This is a genomic window from Streptomyces asoensis (assembly GCF_013085465.1).
GTDB lineage: Bacteria > Actinomycetota > Actinomycetes > Streptomycetales > Streptomycetaceae > Streptomyces > Streptomyces cacaoi_A.
In genome coordinates, this window is sequence record NZ_CP049838.1 from 2,334,236 (window position 1) to 2,355,664 (window position 21,429).

Sequence of the window (21,429 nt, forward strand, 5' to 3'; positions counted from 1 at the left end):
CGTGCGCGGGGCGATCAGACCGGGGGCCAGGGGATGGCCGGCCAGTCGCCGCTCGGCTCCGGGTGCTTCCCGGCCTCCAGCAGCGCGTCGGCACGCGCGCGCGTGGCGTCGACTTCGGCGGGGGTGACGAGCGCGGCCAGTGTGACCGCCAGCCGCCCGCCGGGCTCCAGGGCCCCTCTGAGGCCCTTGAGCACGTCGACGGCCTCGCCGGTCAGGGGCTCCCCCGCCCAGCCCCACAGGAGCGTACGCAGCTTGTTCTCGGCGTTGAAGGTGACCCCGTGGTCGATGCCGTACAGCCGGCCGTCGGCGGTGGGCAGCAGGTGGCCGCCCTTGCGGTCGGCGTTGTTGATCACCGCGTCGAGGACGGCGAGCCGGCGCAGCCGTTCGTCGTCGGCGTGCACGAGCAGCGCGGTCCGGCCCTCGCCGACCTCGGCGAAGCCGATCGCCCTCCAGCCCGGCTCGGGCTCCTCCGCGTCCACCAGGGCGAGCAGTTCGGCCTCCGGGGCCGTCTCGATCCACAGCTGGCACATGCCCTCGCCGTACGGCCCCTCCCGCAGCACGGTGGGCGGCACGAGGCCCCAGCCGGTCGCCTCGGAGACCTCGTAGGCGGCGACCTCGCGCTGGGCGAGGGTGCCGTCGGGGAAGTCCCACAGCGGCCGCTCCCCGGCGACGGGCTTGTAGACGCAGGCGGCCTCGCGGCCCTCGTGCGCGACGGTGCAGTACAGGGCCGCGTTCGAGGCGTCGCGGATGCGCCCGCGGACGGTGAGCTCGCCGCGCGCGAGGAGTTCGGCGGCGGCCGGGTCGGTGGTCGTCACGCCCCCCGGCGGTATCCGTTCTGGCGCGGACATACGTGTCCTTCCGGATCGAGCGGCAGGCTGCACAGCGGGCACGGCGGCCGGCCCGCGTTGACGACGTCGAGGGCGCGCTTGGCGAAGGCCCTGGCCTGCGCGCCGGTGAGCCGGACCCGCAGCATCGGGGGCCCGTTCTCCTCGTCCTGGAGGAGCTTCTCCTCGGCCTCGGCGAGGTCCTCCTCGGAGTCCGCGTCGAGCTCCACGAGGGCCTGCGCCTCGACGATCATGAGCTGTTCCTCGCCGTCCCAGGCGAGGGCCATGGTGCCGACCCGGAACTCCTCCTCGATCGGTGTGTCGAGGGGGGCCGTGTCGGTGTTCTCGGCGGGCGACATCGCGGGCACGGGGGCGCTGCCGCCGCTCCGGCGTACGACCTCGTCCAGCAGTTCGTCCATGCGCTCGGCGAGCGCGGCGACCTGGGTCTTCTCCAGGGCCACGCTGGTCACTCGGGAGCCGGCGGTGGCCTGGAGGAAGAAGGTACGGCGCCCGGGCAGTCCGACCGTACCGGCCACGAAGCGGTCCGGGGGGTCGTAGAGGAACACCTGACGGGACACGTCCTGTCTCCATGGGAATCGTGGGTCATCGTGGGCCGGGGAACGAGTGGGGGAACGTCCCTGCGGGTACGCGCGCGTTTGCGGACCGCTTCACCCTACTGCGGCCGACGATCACGGTGCGCCCGCACCACCCCCGACCGTCGCGTCCCCGGCCGGCGGCTCCTCGCGCGGGGCGAGCGACGCGAAGTCGCCGGTGTCGCCGAGGCGCACGAGAAAGGGGCGCAGCCGGGTGTAACGGATCGCGGTGACGGAACACGGTTCCACAGAGATCCGCTGGAAGAGGTCGAGATGAAGCCCGAGGGCGTCCGCCACGAGCGACTTGATGATGTCGCCGTGCGAGCACATCAGATAGACGGCGTCGGCGCCGTGGTCGCGCTCCACGCGCGCGTTCCACTCCCGCACCGCCTCGGCGGCGCGGGTCTGCATGGCCCGCATGGACTCGCCGCCGGGGAACGCGGCGGCGGAGGGGTGCGCCTGCACGACCTCCATCAGGGGCTCGTCCATCAGTTCGGCGAGCTTGCGTCCCGACCAGTCGCCGTAGTGGCACTCCCCGATCCGCTCGTCGGTGTGGGCGCGCAGCCCGGGGCGGGCGTCGAGGAGCGGCCGGATCGTCTCCTGGCAACGCTGGAGGGGGCTTGCGACGACCTCGGCGATCGGCAGCGCTTCGAGCCGCCCGGGCAGGGCGGCGGCCTGCGCGGCTCCGCGCTCGTCGAGGGCGACGCCGGGCGTCCAGCCGGCGAGCAGTCCGGAGGTGTTGGCGGTGGACCGGCCGTGCCGGACAAGGATCAACGTGGGCATGCGGCCCAGGGTAGGCGCACGCGGGCGTGCGCCGGTGAGCGCCGGAAAGGAGAATGCGCCGAGTGATCGTCGACTGCGCTGTCTATCGCGACGGGCACCGTACGGAGGGCCCGGAGGACTTCTCGGACGCCCTGGCCGAGGCACGGGCCGCGGGCGGTTTCGTGTGGATCGGGCTGCACGAGCCGACGGAGAAGGAGTTCGACCACGTCACGCACGAGTTCGGCCTGCACCCGCTCGCCGTCGAGGACGCCCTGAAAGCCCACCAGCGGCCCAAGCTGGAGATCTACGACGACTCGCTCTTCCTGGTGTTCAAACCGGTCGTCTACGAGACCGAGAGCGACGCGGTCTCCTCCGGTGAGGTGATGGTCTTCCTCGGTGACGGCTTCGTGGTGACCGTCCGGCACGGCGAGGGCTCTCCGCTGGCCGCCGTACGGCACCGTCTGGAGCACGAGCCGCAGCTGCTCGCCAAGGGCCCCACGGCGGTGGTGTACGCGATCGCCGACGCCACCGTGGACCACTACCTGGACGTGGCGACGGAACTCCAGACGGACCTGGAGGAGCTGGAGGCGGAGGTGTTCTCGCCGGACGGCGGCGGCTCACGGCACACCGCGTCGCGGATCTACCGGTTCAAGCGGCAGATCCTGGAGTTCCGCCGGGCCACCGGCCCGCTGGGGCCACCGCTGACCCGGCTGGCAGGCACCGGCATGTCCGGCGCGGGGGTGCCCTTCGTGGACGACCGGGCGCGGCCCTTCTTCCGCGACGTCAGCGACCATCTCATGCGGGTGAACGAGTCCGTGGAGGGGCTGGACCGGCTGGTCACGGACATCCTCTCGGCACATCTGGCGCAGATGAGCGTCCGGCAGAACGACGACATGCGGAAGATCTCGGCGTGGGCGGCGATGGCTGCGATCCCCACGATGATCGCGGGGATCTACGGCATGAACTTCGAGCACATGCCGGAGCTGCGGTGGGTGTGGTCGTATCCGGCGGTGATCGCGCTGATGGCCGGGCTCGAGGTGCTGCTGTACCGGTTGTTCAAGCATCGCGGATGGCTCTAGGGACGGTTCCGGGGCCGGCCCGCGCGGTCGGGGCTCAGGCGTACTCGGGAGCCGCGACCGCCGGACCGCCGAGCGCGTCGCGACGCTCGGGCATCTCCAGGGAGACCATCCGCCGCCAGCCCGCGAACCGCTCCCACGCGTACACGGCGTGGATGCCGGCCGCGAGGAACGCCGACCTGGCCCTCGGCCAGCCGAGGAGGTCTCCCATGTGGGCCATGACGGCCAGGCTCACGTCGCGGTAGATCCGGATCTCGGCGAGCGCGCACCCGCGGAGCGTCTGCTGGATGGCGCGGCCGTGCCCCGCGCGGGCGAGGCGCAGCAACTCCTCGTGGCAGTAGGCGAGGTGGTTGTCCTCGTCGTTCGAGATCATCTTCACCGCGCGGCCGAGGTCGGGGTGGTCGGCGAAGTGCCTGCGCAGCAGCTCCATCTGCTCGGAGGCGCGCTGTTCGGTGACCCGGCTGTGGGCGAGGTAGATGACGAGGTCGTGCACGGTCAGCGGGTGGTCGGCCCGGAGCCGGTCGTGCGCGAGGCCGATGCCGGCGCGCTCCAGGAGCATCGTGTAGTCGGTGTCGCGCGGGACGGGCACGGGGGCGAGCCCGCGCTTGCGCATCAGGGCGTTGAAGATCCGGCCGTGCTTGTCCTCGTCGGCGCCGTGCCGGGCGATCTTGGGAGCGAGGTGGCGTTCGCTCTGCGGGACGAGCGCGGCGATCCTGGCGTTCTCCCAGCCGCCCTGCGACTCCCCGCCGGCGGCGATGGAACAGAAGAGCGCGAAGGACTCGTCGTTGTCGATGATCTCCTGGAACAGACTCTTGGCCGAAAGCATCGTGGGGCACCTCTCCGCATCGCGCAGGATTCCGCAGCATTCCGCAAGGAACGAGTCAAATGCGGCACGGGAGGCGCTGCAACAGCTGTGTCGGACAACTCCGCCGAAAGGGGGACCCCGGGAGTCGGCCCGGGAGCGTAACCGCGCGCCGTGTGGCGCGTTGTTCCGCGTGACGGCCGTGGCGGGGAAGACCCCCGAGCCCCCACCACGGCCGCTGGAATTCCCGGAATCCCCCGTCCCGGCTAGCCCAGACCGGCGAGCTCGATGGCCTGCGCGCCGGCCCGCAGCGAGGCGAGGCGCTCGTCCAGGGTGAAGCCCGAGGGGGCGAGGGTGAGCGTGGTGACACCGGCCGCCGCGTAGGCCTTCATCCGGTCGGCGATCCGCTCCACCGAGCCCAACAGCGTGGTCCGGTCGATCAGCTCGTGCGGTACGGCGGCCGCGGCGCCCTGCTTGTCACCGGACAGGTACTTGTCCTGGATCTCGTCGGCCGCGGCCTCGTAGCCCATGCGGCGCGCGAGCTGGTTGTAGAAGTTCTGCTTGCGGCTGCCCATGCCGCCGACGTACAGGGCGGTGTAGGGGCGGAAGGTGTCGGCGAGCCGCTCGACGTCCTTGTCGTCACCGAGGGCCAGCGGCAGCGTCGGACAGACGTCGAAGCCCTCGAGGGTCTTGCCCGCCTTCTCGCGCCCGGCCCGCAGGTGCTTGATCGCGGTGTCCTCGAGGTGCTCGGCGGACGGGAAGATGAGCAGGGCGCCGTCGGCGATCTCGCCGGTCTGCTCCAGGTTCTTCGGGCCGATCGCGGCGATGTACAGCGGGATGTGCTCGCGCTCCGGGTGCACGGTCAGCTTGATCGGCTTGCCCGGGCCGCCCGGCAGCGGCAGCGTCCAGTGCTCGCCGTCGTACGACAGCCGCTCCCGCGTCATCGCCTTGCGGACGATCTCCACGTACTCGCGGGTGCGGGACAGCGGCTTGTCGAACTTGACGCCGTACCAGCCCTCGGAGACCTGCGGTCCCGAGACACCGAGGCCGAGGCGGAAACGGCCGCCGGAGAGCGAGTCGAGGGTGGCGGCGGTCATCGCGGTCATCGCCGGCTGGCGGGCCGGGATCTGGAAGATCGCCGAGCCGACGTCGATGCGCTCGGTCTGCGCGGCCACCCAGGTGAGGACGGTGGCCGCGTCGGAGCCGTAGGCCTCGGCGGCCCAGCAGACGGCGTATCCGAGGCGGTCGGCCTCCTGGGCGACGGCGAGGTTGTCGCCGTCCATTCCGGCACCCCAGTAGCCGAGGTTGATCCCGAGCTGCATGGCCGATTCCCCTTACTGATCAGTAACGACGCTGTTGCGGAGACCTTAGCGCGGGGGCCGGGGGCCGGGGAGGGCGGTGTGGCGAGGGTCGCGCCGATCGGCGCCGGGGTCCCGGCCTGCGGAACTCGGCTCCCCCTCCCGGAAATTCGGTTATCCACAGGCAACCCACTGCCCAGTTCTGGCCAGTAATCTCGGCGTTCATGGAGCAGAGGCATCTCGGCCGCACCGGCCTGCGTGTGTCCCGCATCGGGCTCGGCACCCTGACCTGGGGCCGCGACACCGACGAGCACGACGCCGCGGACGTCATGAAGACGTTCTGGGAGGCGGGCGGGACCCTCGTCGACACGGCCGACGTCTACGGCGACGGGGACGCCGAATACCTGCTCGGACGGCTGATGGAGGGCCTGGTGCCGCGCCGGGACCTGATCATCTCGACCAAGGCGGGCAGCGTCCCCGACCCGGACCGCCGCTACGACGGCTCACGGGGGCACCTCCTCGCCGCCCTCGACGCCTCACTGGCCCGGCTGGGCACGGACCACGTCGACCTGTGGCAGGTGCACGCCTTCGACCCCGACACCCCGCTGGAGGAGACCCTCCAGGCCCTCGACATCGCTGTCGCCAGCGGCCGCGCCCGCTACGCCGGGGTCTCCAACTTCTGCGGCTGGCAGCTCGCCAAGGCGGCCACCTGGCAGCTCTCCGCGCCGGGCACCCGAACCCGCCTCGCGGCGACCCAGATGGAGTACTCGCTGCTCCAGCGCGGCGTCGAGCGCGAGGTGCTGCCGGCCGCCCTGGATCTGGGCGTAGGCCTGCTGCCTTCCTCTCCGCTGGGCCGCGGCGTCCTCACCGGCAAGTACCGGGGCGACGCACTGCCGCCCGACTCGCGCGGCGCCTCGGACCACTTCGGGCTCTTCGTCGAGCCGTATCTCGACGACACCGCGAGCCGCATCGTGGACGCCGTCTCCACCGCCGCGGACGGGCTGGCGGTGACCCCGCTCCAGGTCGCCCTGGCCTGGGTCCGCGACCGGCCCGGCGTGGCCGCCCCGATCGTCGGCGCGCGCAACGCGCAGCAGCTCACGGCCGCATTGTCAGTGGAGGCCCTTAGTCTTCCTGACGAGATCTGCCGGGCCCTCGACGACGTGTCGGCGCCCGTGCACCGCTATCCCGATCACGACTGGAGCACGCTGTGAGCACGGAGTCGGTTCCCCCGGAGAGCACCGAGAACGCCGGACCGGCGACGCCGGACGCCGCCGGGGAGCCCGGGACCCCGGACGACACCGCGACGGCACAGCCCGAACCGGCGCCGGCCGACAGCGCCTCGACCGCGCGCGACACAGAGGGCGTGAGCGAGGGCGAGGAGACAGTCGCCGTAGAGACGGACGCAGCCGCAGCCGCAAACCCAGAAGCAGAAGCGGAAGCAGAGACAGAAGCGGGCAAGGCCGCCGAAGCCGCCGCGCAGCTCTCCGAGGCGCAGGCCGAGCTCGCCGCGCAGAAGCTCGAGCGGGAGCGGATCGAGCGGCGCCGGGCCGAGAAGGCGGAGCCCATCGCCAGCGGGACCAAGCTGAGCGGAAAGGCCGCCGACCTGCTGGCGGCGGTGCGTGCGGTGGAGGGCGGGGCGAAGCCCCCGGCCACCGTGTTCGCCGAGCCGGCGCCCGCCCCGCGCCGCCCCGCCCCGGAGCCGGTACGCCGTCCCCAGCCGGTGGCCGCCGTACCGGCCGCGGACGCCGCACCGGCACCCGCGGCGGAGGCCGTCGAGGGCGTGCGGCGCGTGCTCGCCGACGGCGGCGCACCCGAGACACTCGCGCCCCAGACCGCCGCCGCGCTCGGTGAGGGCGCCGAGGAACTGCTGCGTGAGGACCCGTGGCAGCTGCTGCGCGTCCCCGGTGTGCGTCCCGAGCAGGCCGACGGGTTCGCGCGGGCGCTGCTCGGCCCGGAGTGCGCCCCCGACGACGAACGGCGCGGCCGCGCGGTGACGGTCTGGCTGCTGGAACAGGCCGCCCTGGCCGGGCACACCGCCCTGGAGTTGCCGACGCTCACCGCCGCCCTCGGCCGACAGGCCGTGCCGGACGCCGAGGCGGCCGTACAGAGCGCGCTGGCCGAGGGCGAGGCCCTCGTCTTCCAGGACGCCCTGGACCCCGTGGACGCCGCCCGGTCCGGTCAGCCCGACGGGACCGCCGAGAACGGCGCGAAGGGCGTGAACGGCGAGGACGAGAGCGGGGAGGACGGCGAGGAGTCCCGGCCGGTCCGTGTCCTGGTGGGTCTGGAGCGGTACGCGCTGGCGGAGGAGAGCCTCGCCGACGCGCTGGCCCGGGTGGTCAACTCCCTGGCCAAGGAGGCCTCCGCGCGCTGGGAGTCGGTGACGGCCGGCGCGTCCGGCAGCACGGCCGAACTGCTGCGCGCCGTCGCCGGACACGGTCTGGTGCTGCACACCGGCGGCGACGCCTCCCGCGCCGAACCGGCGGCGCTGCTCACCGCGGCCCGGACCCTGGGCCTGCGCGCGGTCGCGGCCTGCCACACGCCGGACGGACGGCAGCGGTTCACGGCTCTCCTCGGCGAACAGGCAGCGGACGGCGCCGTCGTCACCGTCCCCGGGCTGCTCGCCGGCACCGAGGGTCCCGGGCGGGACACCGACGGGGCCTTCGCCCTCGACCTGCTGGTCCTGCTCGACGCGCCGCAACTGGACGTGGAGAGCGCCGCGATGCTGGCGGAGTCGCTGCCGGACGGGGCTCGGCTGGTGCTCAGCGGTGATCCGGCGGTGCTGTGGTCGGCCGGCCCGGGCCGGGTCTTCGCCGATCTGCTCGCGGCGCGCGCCTGCCCGCAGGTCGCTTCGCGCACGCCCGACCCGGGGCCGATCGGCGAACTCGTCTCCGGCGTCGGCATCGGCGAGCTGAACCAGGTCGACGCGCCCGGCAAGGAGATCGTGATCGTGCCGGTGCGGGATGCGGGCGAGGCCGTGCACCGGACCGTGCAGCTCGTCGCCGACTCGGTGCCGCGGGCCTTCGGGATCACCCCCGAGGAGACGGTGGCGATCACTCCGGGGCACGGCGGTGCGGCCGGCACGCGCGCGCTGAACGCCGCCCTCAAGGAACGGCTCAATCCCGGCCCCGGCCGCTTCGGCGGCTTCGACCCCGGCGACCGGATCGCCTACTCGCCCGCGCCGGGCCGTACGGTCCCCGGCCGGGTGGTGACGGCCGACGCGGAGGGGCTGCACCTGTCCTGCGCCGACGGCCCGGTGGTCGTACCGAGGGAACGGGTGGAGCAGGCCGTACGCCACGGGTGGGCGCTGACCGCGCACCAGGCCGTGGGCAGCCGGTGGCCCGCGGCGGTCGTGGTCCTGCCCGGGGATGCCGCGCAGGCCCTCTCGCGCCCCTGGGTGTACACGGCGTTCGGCCGGGCGGAGCGCCATCTGTCCGTGGTGCACGGCGTCGAGCAGGTCCTGCCGAAGGCCGTCGCCGAGGTTCCGGCGAAGCCCCGCACGACCCGGCTTCCGGTGCTGCTGCGCACCCAGGTCCCGGCGGCCGAGTAGCGCGAACGGCGGCGGTCCCGAGGGTCTCCCCCTCGCGACCGCCGCCGTCATGAAGACTCGGAGGCTTCCGCTTCCCGCTTGCCGTTTGCCGCTGTCGGCTGCCGGTTAGCGGTCCGCGTCCAGTCGCTCCAGTTCCTCGTCCTCGATGTCGTCCACGAGATCCTCGTCGTCGCCGTCGTCACCGTCGTCGAGCTCGTCGAAGACCGAGCTCACGTCGAAGCGGCAGATGACCCGCCCGGGGTCGGCCTGCTCGAACGGTGTCTCCAGCCACTCGCCCGGCTCGGCCGGTTCGTCTGCCGCCAGCACCCACAGCGTGGAGTCGCTCTCCTCCAGGCCGAACTCCTTGTGCCGGGAGGCGATCTCGTCCGGCTCGAACTCGCCGAACAGAATGCCCAGCGCCCCGTGCACCGTGTCCGAGACCGCCCCGCCCACTCCCTCGTCGTCCGCCGCCTCGATCCGCTGGGCCTGCGCCAGCAGCCGCTGTGGCTCCGCGACGGCGTAGTCGCGGCGGATCAGCACACTCAGCGCGTTCGGCTCCTCGGGACCCGCGTACGGCGGCAGGGAGTCCTCCGCGCCGGGGATCTCGAAGGGCGTGACCTCGTCATGGCGGTCGTAGAGCAGTTCGTCGTAGACCTCGGCGGCCGCGGCCAGCTCGTTGAACGCCTCGTAGACAGCCGGGTCGTCCTCCCCCGTCCTGCGTTCGACCGCCGCCAGGTGGCGGTCGAGCGCGGTCTTGACCGCCTCGGCGGCGGCGCGTACCTCGGCAGCGGTGGGCTGCGCAGCATCAGACATAGTGCAGACGCTATCCGTACCGGACCCCAGACCGCACAATAGATGCGATGCCGGAATACGAATTTGTCGACGTCTACGTACCGCGCGGGGTCTCCCGCAAGGACGCGACCCGACTGCTGACCGACCATGCCGAGTACGGACACTGGGAGTTGGACCGCCTGAGCCTGCTGCGTGACGGCAGCCGCAGGGTGCGGCTGCGCCGGCGGATCATCCGCCAGGTGCGGGCCACGTGGTGAGGTGAGCCGACGGATACGGAGCGGGCCCCGCCGAGGCGGGGCCCGCTCCGTCGTGGGCTCCCCGGAGGCCTACGCGGAGGGGCGCGCCTTGCGGTAGAGCACCGCTCCCGCGAGCAGCGCGCCCGCGCCGGCCGGCAGGGCGAGGCCCATCGGCAGCTCGCTGCCGGTGTGCGCGAGCTGCGCGGCGTGGGCGGCGGGCCGGTGGACGGCGGAGGCGCCGGCCGGGGTCACGTGATCCGAGGTGGACGGCACGCCCCCGGGTCGGGACGGGTTGGACTGTCCGTGCCCGCCCGGCTTGCCGGGGCCGTGCTCTCCGGGCTTGCCCGGCGTCTCGTGGCCGCGGGACGGGGGTGTGTGGGCGCCGGTACCGCTGTCGTTGGCGCAGTCGTTGCCGAAGGACGGGTTGAGGATCCCGACGACGTCGATGCTGTTGCCGCACACGTTGACCGGCACGTCGATCGGCGCCTGGACGTGGTTGCCGGAGCCGACACCGGGTGATCCGCCGGTGTGCCCGCCCGCGTGCGCGCCACCGGAGCCGCCGTGCGCGCCGGAGCCGCCATGGCTGCCGCCGTGGTTCCCGCCGCCGTGGTTTCCGCCGTGGTTTCCACCCCGGCCACCGCCGCCCTGGTGGTCGCCGTAGCCACCGCCCTGGTGGTCGCCGTGACCACCGCCGTGACCACCGCCCCGTTGGTCGCCGTAGCCGCCCGACCGCGCACCGCCGCCCTTGTTGGCGCAGGAGTTGCCGAAGGTCGGGTTGAGCGCCCCGACGACGTCGATGGTGTTGCCGCAGACGTTCACCGGAACGTTGACCGGCGCCTGCACCGAGTTGCCCGACAGGACGCCGGGCGAGTCGGTGGCGATGCCGTTCGCGCCGGAGTCGGCGTGGGCGTAGCCGCCCGCGGCGGCGATCACTCCCGTCGCCGCCGCCACGGTCATGAGGCTTTTACGGGTGACCTGTCGCATTGCTGAATCCCTGCTTTCAATCTCGTCACTCGTCCCGAATTTGCTCGCATCATGGCAGCTGTTCGATTTACTTCGGGCTCTTCGACTTCTTCGGCTTTTCCTTCGGAAAAAGACCGGTCGGCCCCGGAGCGCATGGCGCGCGCTCCGGGGCCGACGGTGTGGACGGACGACCCCTCAGCGGGTCGACGTCACTTGTTGATGCAGGTGTTGCCGAAGGCGGGGTTCAGCAGCCCGATCACCGAGATCGTGTTACCGCAGACGTTCACCGGGACGTGCACGGGCACCTGGATCACGTTGCCCGAGGCGACACCCGGGGAGTGCACGGCAGCACCCTGGGCACCGGCATCGGCAACAGCCAGACCCGCGCCCGCGAGAACCAGCCCACCAGTGGCAGCCGCAGCAGCGACGACCTTCTTGATCATTATTCCTCCTTGTTGGCAATGCGATCCCAAGCAGCGGATCGCATCACCAGTAACGAGGGGGAATTAATGAGGCTACGCGCTTATCGGCGCATTCACTCTTCCCAGTCGCGCCCGCACAGGCGGCCGATTATTCTCGCCCGGTGGAATCTCGTTTCACCGGGACAATTCAGGACGCGTCGATGAACCGGTCGAGCACGCGCACCCCGAACTGGAGCCCGTCCACCGGGACCCGCTCGTCCACGCCGTGGAACATCCCGGCGAAGTCCAGCTCCGGCGGCAGCTTCAGCGGGGCGAAGCCGAAGCCTCGGATACCGAGGTCGTCGAAGGACTTGGCATCCGTGCCGCCGGAGAGCATGTAGGGGATGGCCTTGGCGGTCGGGTCCTCGGCGAGCAGGGAGGACTGCATCGCCTCGACCAGCGGCCCGTCGAAGGAGGTCTCCAGCGCCTTGTCGGAGTGCACGTCCTCGCGGCGCACCTTCGGGCCGAGGATCCGGTCGAGGTCGGTGAGGAACTCGTCCTCGTGCCCCGGCAGGAACCGCCCGTCGACGTGCGCGGTGGCCTCCCCCGGGATGACGTTGACCTTGTAGCCGGCGCCCAGCTGGGTCGGGTTGGCGGTGTTGCTCAGGGTCGCGCCGATCAGCTTGGCGATCCCGCCCAGCCTGGCGAGGGTCGACTGCATGTCCTCGGGGTCCAGCTCGGTGCCGAGCGCGTCGCCGAGCTCGTCGAGGAAGGCGCGGGTCGTCTTGGTGACCCGCACCGGGAAGGTGTGCCGGCCGAGCCGCGCGACCGCCTCGGAGAGCTCGGTGATCGCGTTGTCCCGGTGGATCATCGAGCCGTGTCCGGCGGTGCCGGCCACGGTCAGCTTCATCCAGTGCATGCCCTTCTCGGCCGTCTGGATGAGGTAGAGCCGCCGCTCCTCGCTCACGGTGAACGAGAACCCGCCCACCTCGCTGATCGCCTCGGTGACGCCCTCGAACAGGTCCGGGTGGTTGTCGACGAGGTGACGGGCGCCGTAGGTGCCGCCCGCCTCCTCGTCGGCGAGGAACGCGAGCACGATGTCGCGGGGCGGCCTGCGCCCGGAGCGCATCCGGTCGCGGACGACCGCCAGCGTCATCGCGTCCATGTCCTTCATGTCGACCGCACCCCGCCCCCACACGCATCCGTCGGCGACCTCGCCGGAGAAGGGGTGGTGGGTCCAGTCGACCGCGTTGGCCGGTACGACGTCGAGGTGACCGTGGATGAGCAGCGCGGGCCTGGACGGGTCCTCGCCCTCGATGCGGGCCACCGTGGAGGCGCGGCCCGGGTGCGACTCGAAGATCTTCGGTTCGAGTCCCACTTCGGCGAGCTTCTCGGCGACCCATTCGGCCGCCTTGCGTTCACCCGGACCCGAGTGGTCGCCGTAGTTGCTGGTGTCGATCCGGATCAGCTCGCGGCAGAGGTCCACGACCTCGTCCTCGCCGGTGACGCTCCTGGCCGTGCCGTCGGTCGCGCTCACGCTGGTTCCTCCCGCTGTCACTGCTGGTGGGTCCCTCTCATCCTCCCTCTCCCCCGCCCCCGGCCCAAGGCCGGTCCCGGCCCGTCACACGCCGTTCACGCGGGACGCGGCATCCGCCGGGGCGACCGCCCGTGATCGGGCACCCCGGAAAGCCTGGTAATGTTTACGACGTCGCCGCGGGGGAAACCCCGCACGACAGACACCTTGTCCGGGTGGCGGAATGGCAGACGCGCTAGCTTGAGGTGCTAGTGCCCTTTATCGGGCGTGGGGGTTCAAGTCCCCCCTCGGACACAGAAGCAGAACCAGTCGGAACGTTCGTAAGATCGTCCTCGACAAGTTCACGAATTGCTGGTGAGTCACATGACTCACCAGCAATTTTTCGTTCCTGGAGCCTGCGGGCTCCCGCTCGCTGCGGCATCGACCCGGCCGTGCCGGCCCGGGCCCGTCCTGGGCCGCGCCCGCCGATCCGGTCACTGATACTGGGAAAATGGGCAAACTTGGGCAATATGTCCTAGCGAGCCGACGGGCCGACCGCGTGCCACCGAAAGGCGGGCCGCCGGAGGCCGGCCCGAAGGCCCGTCACCATTCGGCCGGCCGACGTCTGCTGTCGTTGCGGAAACCGCGCAGCGTCGCCGGTCAGGTCTTCCTGCTCCAGCTGGTGGTCGTCCTCCTGCTCATCGCCACGGCCGTGGTGGTGCTCGTGATCCAGGACCGCAACCGCGCGATCCAGGAAGCCGGCGACCGGTCACTGGTGGCGGCCGAGTCGTTCGCGAACGCCCCGGGCACCGCGGAGGCGATGAAGAGCGATGACCCGACGGCGGCACTCCAGCCACACGCCGAGGCGGTGCGCAAGAGGACCGGCGTCGACTACGTCGTGGCGCTGAGCCCCTACGGCTTCCGGTGGACCCACCCGGACCCGGACCAGATCGGGAAGCACGTCTCCACCTCCTACGGCCAGGCGCTCGAAGGCGAGCCCCACCAGACCACGTTCGACAGCAGTCTGGGGAAGGCGGTCGACTCGACGGTGGCCGTCTTCGACGAGAAGGGGACCGCGGTCGGCCTCGTCACCGTGGGAGTCACGGTGGACAAGGTGACCAGTGTGGTGCAGCACCAACTGCCGGTGATCTTCGCCGCCGGCGGTGTCGCACTGCTGCTGGCCGCGGGTGGGTCGGCACTGGTCAGCGGGCGTTTGCGGCGGCAGACCCGGGGCCTCGGGCCGGTGGAGATGACCCGCATGTACGAGCACCACGACGCGGTGCTGCACGCGGTCCGCGAAGGCGTGCTCATTCTGGACGGTGACGCAAGGCTGTTGCTGGTCAACGACGAGGCGCGCCGGCTGCTCGCACTGCCCCCGGAGGCCGAGGGCAGGCCGGTCACCGGACTCGGGCTGAGCCCGGCCCTGGCCGGACTGCTGGCATCGGGCCGGGCGGCCACGGACAAGGTCTTCCTGGCCGGGGACATCCTGCTCGCGGTCAGCGTGCGGCAGGTGGGCTCGCAGGGGGGCAGCGTGGCCACCCTGCGGGACACCACGGAGCTGCGCGCCCTCGCGGGCCGGGCGGACGTGGCGGGCGGGCGCCTCCAGCTGCTCTACGAGGCCAGCACGCGGATCGGTACCACCCTCGACATGAAGCGCACCGCCGAGGAACTGACCGAGGTGGCGGTCCCGCGCTTCGCCGACTTCGCCACCGTCGAGTTGCTGGAGCCCGTGCTGCAAGGGGGTGAACCGACGGGGGCGAGCAGGGAAATGCGCCGTATCGCAGCCGAGGGCATCCGGGACGACGTGCCCCTCTACCCCGTCGGGAGGCGTATGCGCTACGCGCCCGACAACCCCGTGGCCATCGGTATGACCACCGGCCGACCGGTCCTGGTGGCGGACCTCGCCTTGGCCGACGGATGGCGGGTCCAGAACCCGGAGCGGGCCCGGAAGGTCATCGAATTCGGTATCCACTCCATGATCTCGGTGCCGCTCCAGGCCCGAGGCCAATTGCTGGGTGTCGTGGAGTTCTGGCGTTCGGAGCAGGACCCCTTCGAGCCGGACGACCTGTCCCCCGCCGAGGAACTCGCCGCCCGGGCGGCCGTGTGCATCGACAACGCGCGGCGGTACACCCGCGAGCACACCACGGCCGTCACCCTCCAACGCAGCCTGCTGCCCGGCGCACTCCCCGAGCTGTCCGCCCTGGAGGTCGGGCACCGGTACCTGCCCGCCAAGGCGGGGGTGGGCGGCGACTGGTACGACGTCATCCCGCTGCCGGGGGCCCGGGTGGCCCTGGTGGTCGGCGACGTCGTCGGACACGGTCTGCACGCCGCCGCGACGATGGGTCGCCTGAGGACCGCGGTGCACAACTTCGCCGCCCTGGACCTGCCTCCGGACGAGCTTCTCGCGCACCTCGACGACCTGATCACCCGGATCGACCAGGACGCGGCGGCCGAGGGCAACACCGAGGCCGTCACCGGTGCCACCTGCCTGTACGCGGTCTACGATCCGGTCTCCGGGCGGTGTGTTCTCGCCCGGGCCGGTCATCCCGGTCCGGCGCTGGTCTCGCCCGACGGCTCCGTGACCTTCCCCGACATCCCCGTCGCCCCGCCACTCGGCGTGGGAGGAGGTCTGCCGGTCGAGACAGCCGTACTCCGACTGGCGGCCGACAGCCGGCTGGTCCTCTACACCGACGGCCTGGTCGAGGCCCGCGGCCGTGACATCGACACCGGGCTCGGCATGCTGAGGCAGGCGCTCGCCCATACGGACGGCACCACCCCGGACGACACCTGCCGGGCGGTGCTCGACGCGATGCTGCGCACCAGGTCGAGTGACGATGTCGCCCTGCTCGTCGCACGCACCCGGCTGCTCGACCCGGAGCAGGTCCAGGAGTGGGAGGTGCCCGACGACCCCGCGGCCGTCTCCCGGATCCGCGCCGAGGCCACCCGCAGGCTGGAATCCTGGGGGCTCGGCGAGGCCGCCTTCACGACCGAGCTGATCCTCAGCGAACTCGTCACGAACGCCATCCGGTACGGAGCGAGCCCCATCAGCCTGCGGCTGCTGCGCGACCGCGACAGTCTGATCTGCGAGGTCGCCGACGGCACCAGCACCTCCCCGCACCTGCGCCGCGCGGCCTTCACCGACGAAGGGGGTCGTGGGCTGTTCCTCGTCGCGCAGATGTCCCGCCGCTGGGGGACCCGGTACACCGACCGAGGCAAGATCATCTGGGCTGAGCAGGCACTCGACGCCGGAGCCGCCGGGGACCTGAGCGGTCTCCTGATGGCGGACCTGTGAAGTGGGACGGAAACCGGACCGCCGCTCCGGGGTGGGCGCCCGGAGCGTTCAGGAGCCGTCGCCGACCGTGAAGTACGGGATCTTGGCCGGGTCCTGGCCGAAAGCGGCCCCGAGATAGACGGCCGACAGTTTGGTGAGCGTTCCGTCGTCGATCAGCTGCCTGATGATCCGGTCCAGCTCGTCCTTGTCGGGTGACCCCTTCGGGTAAAGGGCGCCGTAACCCTGGTCGGTCCTGTACTGGCCCACGAGACGCACCTTGCCCTCCCGCTTCTGGGGATACGCCAGCAGAATCGTCGTGTCGTGGACGACCGCGTCGATTCGTCCCTCCTCCAGCGCCGTGACCATCTCCGGGTCGTTGGGGAAGGCGGTGACGGGCTTGGCGGGCTTGAGGCGCTTCTTGACGAACTCCTCGCCCGTGGTGCCCTCGGCCACTCCGATGCGGACGTCACGGATGTCGGCTTCGTCGATCTTCTCCTCGTCCCTGATCAGCACTCCCAGGGTCGAGGAGAGGTAGGGCGGGGAGAACTCGGCCACCTTGCTGCGTTCCGGGGTGATCGTGATCTGCGCCAGGGCCAGGTCGAAGTCCTTGGTCCGGCCGGACACGACCTCCGGAAAGGGGGCGTTCTCGACCTTCACCCGGTCAAGTCCGGATCGATAGGCGATGTTGGCGGCCATGCAGTACTCGTAGCCGCTCTTGATGGAGTCCGGTGTGTCGCCGTTCCACCAGCCGGGCGCGGGCAGGGTCGTTCTGACCGTGAGGGCGCCCGCCGTCTCGGGTGACAGGTGGAACTCCCCGTAATGTCCCGAGACCGGGCAGTCGCCGTAGTGGGCATTCGGCGACTGCGACCCGCCCTGGTCACAAGCCGATGTCGCGACGATGAGCGCGACGCCGACAGCCAGAGAGCCGATCGCTGCCGCGGCGCGCATCATTGCACCTCCGGTAGGGGCATACTCCTCGGTTCACCATAAATCACCACAGCCCATACGCCTGTCGGAGCCACGTCGGATCCGGTCCCGGTCCCGGTCCCGGACCAGGGGGATCGCCCGCCGAGGTGCCGGGCGGTTTGGGGTTTCGGGAGTTCCGGCCGATCGGCCGGGCCACTCTCGCTGTGTCCATCCCGTTCCCGCCCTCGGCGCCCGCACCTCAAACCGGGACATCAGGTCGACAGAGGCGCCCTTCCCGTCGATGTGGGGCAAGTCTCGCCGCAGCGCGAAGCTTGCAGGTCAGAGCGTTGTCGTTGATCTTCCACGGCACCCGGACGGCCTCCCCGGGTGGCCGGGCCCCTGCGGCGAGCCTAGCGTCGTACTAAAATTTCCGGCTTGTTACGGAGCTGGACCGGACAACCCCAGGCAGACCTGCGGGCCCGCCGGCTCCCCGGAGGCTTCCGGATCGAGACGCGAGGACCGATGGCAGCCATCGACGAGAGCAGTGCTCTCGGCCTGCTCGACGAAGAAATCCGCGCACAACTCGGCGACACCGCCCGCTTCTCCGGCGGCCCCGCCGCCTCCCCCCGCACCCTCGTCGACATCTTCGACGCGTCCGTGCGGTCGTTCCCGGACGAGCTCGCCCTGGACGACGGCAGCACGACCCTCACCTACCGCGCCCTCGCCGTCGAGGTGGAGAACCTCCGGCGCCGGCTCTCCGCCGCCGGGGTCGGACTCGGCGACCGGGTGGGCATCCGTGTCCCCTCCGGCACCAACGACCTCTACGTGGCGATCCTCGCCGTCCTCGCCGCCGGCGCGGCCTACGTCCCGGTGGACGCCGAGGACCCCGACGAGCGGGCCGAGCTGGTCTTCGGGGAGGCGGACGTCCGGGCCGTCGTCGGCACCGGGCACGAGATCACCGTCCACGGCACGCCGACGTCGGCCGCCGCCCGGCCCGGCATCGAGCACGACGCCTGGATCATCTTCACCTCCGGCTCCACCGGTAAGCCCAAGGGCGTCGCCGTCAGTCACCGCAGCGCCGCCGCCTTCGTGGACGCCGAGGCCGCGCTGTTCCTCACCGAAGAGCCGATCGGACCCGTCGACCGGGTCATGGCCGGGCTCTCCGTGGCCTTCGACGCCTCCTGCGAGGAGATGTGGCTGGCCTGGCGCTACGGGGCCTGTCTGGTGCCCGTGCCCCGCTCCCAGGTCCGCAGCGGCGCCGATCTGGGGCCCTGGCTGGTCGAGCAGGAGATCACGGTCGTCTCCACGGTGCCTACGCTGGCCGCGCTGTGGGAGCCCGAGACCCTCAACGACGTACGGCTGCTGATCTTCGGCGGTGAGGCCTGCCCGCCCGAGCTGGTGCAGCGGCTGGTGACGGAGGGGCGGGAGGTCTGGAACACGTACGGGCCGACCGAGGCCACCGTCGTCGCCTGTGCCTCGCTGATGTCCGGCGCGGAGCCGATCAGGATCGGGCTGCCGCTCAGGGGCTGGGAGCTGGCCGTCGTGGACGAGGCCGGGGAGCCCGTGCCGCTGGGCGGCAGCGGGCAGCTGGTGATCGGCGGGGTCGGGCTCGCGCGGTATCTCGACGCCGAGAAGGACGCGGAGAAGTACGCGCCGCTGAAGTCGCTGGGCTGGGAGCGGGCGTACCGCAGCGGTGACCTGGTGCGCGCCGACGCCGAGGGGCTCGTCTTCCTCGGGCGGGCCGACGAGCAGATCAAGCTCGGCGGGCGGCGGATCGAGCTGGGCGAGGTGGACGCGGCACTCCAGGCGCTGCCGGGTGTCGCGGGGGCCGCCGCCGCCGTGCGGACCGCCCGCAGCGGCAACCAGCTCCTGGTCGGGTACGTCGTGACGCAGGACGGCTGGGACCAGGCGGCGGCCGTGCAGCGGCTGCGCGCCGAGCTGCCCGCCGCCCTGGTGCCGCTGCTCGCGCCGGTGGCCGACCTGCCGACCCGCACCTCGGGCAAGGTCGACCGCAACGCCCTGCCCTGGCCCCTGGAGGGCGTGGAGACGGGCGGCCCGGCCGAGCAGCTCTACGGCACCGAGGCCTGGCTGGCGGAGCAGTGGACCGAGGTCCTCGGCATCCCCGTGGGCAGTGCCCGTGACGACTTCTTCGCGATCGGCGGCAGCAGCCTCGCCGCCGCCCAGCTGACGACACGGCTGCGCACCCGCTACCCCAGCGCGGCCGTCCTCGACATCTACCAGCAGCCCACCCTGCGCAAGCTGGCCCGGCATCTGGAGAAGTCGGCGCAGGACGACGGGGCGACGCGCGTCGTCGCCCCGGTGCCCGCGCGCGCCAAGGTGATCCAGACGCTGCTGCTCGTACCGCTGTTCACGCTGCTGGGGCTGCGCTGGACGGTGCCGCTGGCCGCTCTCGGCAACCTGCTGCCGGGGTACTCCTGGCTGCCGACCGCCCCGTGGTGGCTGGTCGTCTCCGGCGCCCTGCTGCTGTTCAGCCCGCCCGGACGGCTCGCGATCGCCGCGGGCGGGGCGCGGCTGCTGCTGCGCGGTGTGCAGCCGGGGCGCTACGCGCGCGGTGGCGGCGTCCATCTGCGCCTGTGGACGGCGGAGCGGCTGGCCGAGTTCAGCGGGGCGACCTCGCTGACCGGATCCTGGCTGGAGCGCTACGCGCGGGCCCTGGGGGCCAAGGTCGGGCCGGACGTGGACCTGCACTCGCTGCCGCCGGTGACCGGCATGCTGAAGCTGGGCCGGGGCGCGGCCGTGGAGTCCGAGGTGGATCTGTCCGGCTGGTGGCTGGACGGCGACCGGCTGGAGCTCGGGACGGTCAAGGTGGGCGCGCACGCCGTCGTCGGCACGCGCAGCATGCTCTTCCCCGGCGCCCGGGTCGGCAAGCGGGCCGAGGTGGCGCCGGGTTCGGCGGTCACCGGTCAGGTCCCCACCGGTCAGCGGTGGGCGGGCGCGCCCGCGGCCAAGCTCGGCAAGGCCAAGCGCAACTGGCCCAAGGAGCGGCCGGCGCGGGGCACGGCCTGGCGTGTGCTGTACGGCCTGTCCGGTTTCGCGCTGACCTCGTTGCCGGTGCTGGCGGCCGGGGCGGCCCTGCTGGTGGCGAGCCGCTTCGTGACCCCGGGCGGCGGGCTCGGTGAGGCCCTCCGGGGCGCCGCGCTCGCCCTGGTCCCGGCCACGCTCGCCTTCGGTCTGGCCTACGCCGTGCTGCTGCTGATCGCCGTACGGCTGCTGAGCATCGGTCTGCGCGAGGGCACGCATCCGACGCACAGCAGGATCGGCTGGCAGGCCTGGACCGTCACGCAGCTCATGGACCACTCGCGCGAGACCCTCTTCCCGCTGTACGCGGGGCTGGTCACGCCGGTGTGGCTGCGGTTGCTCGGGATGCGGATCGGCAAGGGCGCCGAGGTGTCGACCGTCCTCGCGCTGCCCAGCCTGACCACGGTCGGTGAGGGCGCGTTCCTGGCCGACGACACGCTGACCGCGCCGTACGAGCTCGGCGGCGGCTGGATGCGGATCGGGCGGGCGGAGATCGGTCGGCGGGCGTTCCTCGGCAACTCGGGGATGACCGCGCCGGGGCGGAGCGTGCCGGACGGCGGCCTGGTGGGTGTGCTGTCGGCTACGCCGAAGAAGGCGAAGAAGGGCAGCTCGTACCTGGGGCTGCCGCCGGTGAAGCTGCCGCGGAACACGACCGGCGGTGACCAGAGCCGGACGTACGAGCCGCCCGCGCGGCTGCTGTGGGCGCGTGCCCTGGTGGAGTTGTGCCGGATCGTGCCGGTGTTCTGCTCGGCGGGGCTGGCCGTGCTGACGGTGGCGGTGCTGTGCGCGCTGGGCGTCTGGGCGCCGCTGCTGTCCGGGCTCGTCCTGCTCGGGGCGGGGGGCGCGGCGGCCGTCGTCTCGATCGTCGCCAAGTGGCTGCTCGTCGGACGGCATCGCAGCGGCGAGCACCCGCTGTGGAGCGGCTTCGTGTGGCGCAACGAGCTCGCGGACACGTTCGTGGAGGTCGTGGCGGTGCCGTGGCTGGCGGGCGCCGTGCCGGGCACGCCGGTGATGACGGCGTGGCTGCGCGGGCTCGGCGCACGGATCGGCAAGGGCGTGTGGGTGGAGAGCTACTGGCTGCCCGAGTCGGACCTGGTGACGCTCGAGGACGGGGCGACGGTCAACCGTGGGTGCGTCCTCCAGACTCACCTCTTCCACGACCGGATCTTGCGGACGGATACTGTGGTCCTCCGTGAGGGTGCCACGCTGGGCCCTGGCGGGATCGTGCTGCCCGGCAGCACGATCGGGGCCCGGACGACCCTGGGTCCCGCGTCGCTCGTCATGGCCGCGGAGTCCGTCCCGGACGACACCCGCTGGCTCGGCAACCCGATCGAGGCATGGCGTCCCTGAGAAGGGGCTACTCGGAGTCGGTGGGCGGTGCACCGGCGGCGGGTGGTTCGAGCACAGGTCAGGGAGCGGACGGGGAA

Annotated in this window: 16 protein-coding genes and 1 tRNA gene; 7 read left to right on the forward strand and 10 right to left on the reverse strand. The window is 72.2% G+C overall.

Annotated elements, in window-relative coordinates:
* Window positions 1–14 precede the first annotated feature (14 nt).
* The 3 genes from G9272_RS10385 to G9272_RS10395 all read right to left on the reverse strand — a co-directional run bounded on the left by G9272_RS10385 (window position 15) and on the right by G9272_RS10395 (window position 2,200).
* Window positions 15–848, reverse strand: coding sequence for an SCO1664 family protein (locus G9272_RS10385; RefSeq protein WP_171396279.1), 834 nt, complete (start codon window positions 846–848; stop codon window positions 15–17).
* A complete protein-coding gene (locus G9272_RS10390) occupies window positions 812–1,402 on the reverse strand; it encodes a DUF3090 domain-containing protein (protein ID WP_171396280.1) in 591 nt (196 codons plus the stop codon). The genes G9272_RS10385 and G9272_RS10390 overlap by 37 nt, the downstream gene beginning before the upstream one ends.
* 111 nt (window positions 1,403–1,513) lie before the next feature.
* Complete coding sequence (locus tag G9272_RS10395; protein ID WP_171396281.1) at window positions 1,514–2,200, reverse strand: histidine phosphatase family protein; 687 nt, start codon at window positions 2,198–2,200, stop codon at window positions 1,514–1,516.
* 62 nt (window positions 2,201–2,262) lie between these two features.
* Between G9272_RS10395 and corA the strand changes: the two genes are divergently transcribed.
* Window positions 2,263–3,258, forward strand: a complete 996-nt coding sequence (gene corA, locus G9272_RS10400; protein WP_171401936.1) for a magnesium/cobalt transporter CorA — start codon at window positions 2,263–2,265, stop codon at window positions 3,256–3,258.
* 34 nt (window positions 3,259–3,292) lie between these two features.
* Here corA and G9272_RS10405 read toward each other — a convergent pair whose 3' ends face one another.
* Window positions 3,293–4,081 (reverse strand): ferritin-like domain-containing protein, encoded by a 789-nt coding sequence (locus G9272_RS10405; RefSeq protein ID WP_171396282.1) that lies wholly within the window; start codon window positions 4,079–4,081, stop codon window positions 3,293–3,295.
* A 242-nt stretch (window positions 4,082–4,323) separates the two neighbouring features.
* The gene (locus G9272_RS10410) at window positions 4,324–5,379 is read right to left on the reverse strand and encodes an LLM class F420-dependent oxidoreductase (RefSeq protein ID WP_171396283.1); all 1,056 of its coding nucleotides are present in this window, start codon (window positions 5,377–5,379) and stop codon (window positions 4,324–4,326) included.
* Window positions 5,380–5,579: 200 nt separating this feature from the next.
* Between G9272_RS10410 and G9272_RS10415 the strand changes: the two genes are divergently transcribed.
* Both G9272_RS10415 and G9272_RS10420 read left to right on the forward strand, forming a co-directional pair.
* Complete coding sequence (locus tag G9272_RS10415) at window positions 5,580–6,566, forward strand: aldo/keto reductase (RefSeq protein WP_171396284.1); 987 nt, start codon at window positions 5,580–5,582, stop codon at window positions 6,564–6,566.
* Window positions 6,563–8,902 carry a helix-hairpin-helix domain-containing protein gene (locus tag G9272_RS10420; RefSeq protein WP_171396285.1) on the forward strand — a complete coding sequence of 780 codons (2,340 nt, stop codon included), beginning with the start codon at window positions 6,563–6,565 and terminating at the stop codon, window positions 8,900–8,902. The genes G9272_RS10415 and G9272_RS10420 overlap by 4 nt, the downstream gene beginning before the upstream one ends.
* Window positions 8,903–9,007: 105 nt before the next feature.
* Here the strand turns inward: G9272_RS10420 and G9272_RS10425 are convergent, their stop codons facing one another.
* Complete coding sequence (locus tag G9272_RS10425; RefSeq protein WP_171396286.1) at window positions 9,008–9,694, reverse strand: hypothetical protein; 687 nt, start codon at window positions 9,692–9,694, stop codon at window positions 9,008–9,010.
* Window positions 9,695–9,741: 47 nt separating this feature from the next.
* Here G9272_RS10425 and G9272_RS10430 point away from each other — a divergent pair, with 47 nt between their 5' ends.
* Entirely contained in the window at window positions 9,742–9,930 is a 189-nt protein-coding gene (locus G9272_RS10430) for a DUF5703 family protein (protein WP_005485166.1), read from the forward strand.
* Window positions 9,931–9,999: 69 nt separating this feature from the next.
* Here G9272_RS10430 and G9272_RS10435 read toward each other — a convergent pair whose 3' ends face one another.
* The 3 genes from G9272_RS10435 to G9272_RS10445 all read right to left on the reverse strand — a co-directional run bounded on the left by G9272_RS10435 (window position 10,000) and on the right by G9272_RS10445 (window position 12,810).
* On the reverse strand, window positions 10,000–10,893 hold the full coding sequence (locus tag G9272_RS10435) for a chaplin (protein ID WP_171396287.1): 894 nt from the start codon (window positions 10,891–10,893) through the stop codon (window positions 10,000–10,002).
* A 188-nt stretch (window positions 10,894–11,081) separates the two neighbouring features.
* Window positions 11,082–11,315, reverse strand: a complete 234-nt coding sequence (gene chpH / locus G9272_RS10440) for a chaplin ChpH (protein ID WP_028806602.1) — start codon at window positions 11,313–11,315, stop codon at window positions 11,082–11,084.
* A 166-nt stretch (window positions 11,316–11,481) separates the two neighbouring features.
* Entirely contained in the window at window positions 11,482–12,810 is a 1,329-nt protein-coding gene (locus tag G9272_RS10445; RefSeq protein ID WP_171396288.1) for a M20/M25/M40 family metallo-hydrolase, read from the reverse strand.
* 206 nt (window positions 12,811–13,016) lie between these two features.
* On the opposite strand from G9272_RS10445, the gene G9272_RS10450 reads away from it, so the two are divergent.
* Window positions 13,017–13,101 (forward strand) — tRNA-Leu (locus tag G9272_RS10450).
* Window positions 13,102–13,297: 196 nt separating this feature from the next.
* A complete protein-coding gene (locus G9272_RS10455; protein ID WP_253267768.1) occupies window positions 13,298–16,078 on the forward strand; it encodes a SpoIIE family protein phosphatase in 2,781 nt (926 codons plus the stop codon).
* A gap of 48 nt (window positions 16,079–16,126) precedes the next feature.
* Here the strand turns inward: G9272_RS10455 and G9272_RS10460 are convergent, their stop codons facing one another.
* Window positions 16,127–17,005 (reverse strand): ABC transporter substrate-binding protein, encoded by an 879-nt coding sequence (locus tag G9272_RS10460; protein WP_253267769.1) that lies wholly within the window; start codon window positions 17,003–17,005, stop codon window positions 16,127–16,129.
* A 480-nt stretch (window positions 17,006–17,485) separates the two neighbouring features.
* On the opposite strand from G9272_RS10460, the gene G9272_RS10465 reads away from it, so the two are divergent.
* Entirely contained in the window at window positions 17,486–21,352 is a 3,867-nt protein-coding gene (locus G9272_RS10465; RefSeq protein ID WP_171396291.1) for a Pls/PosA family non-ribosomal peptide synthetase, read from the forward strand.
* Window positions 21,353–21,429 lie beyond the last annotated feature (77 nt).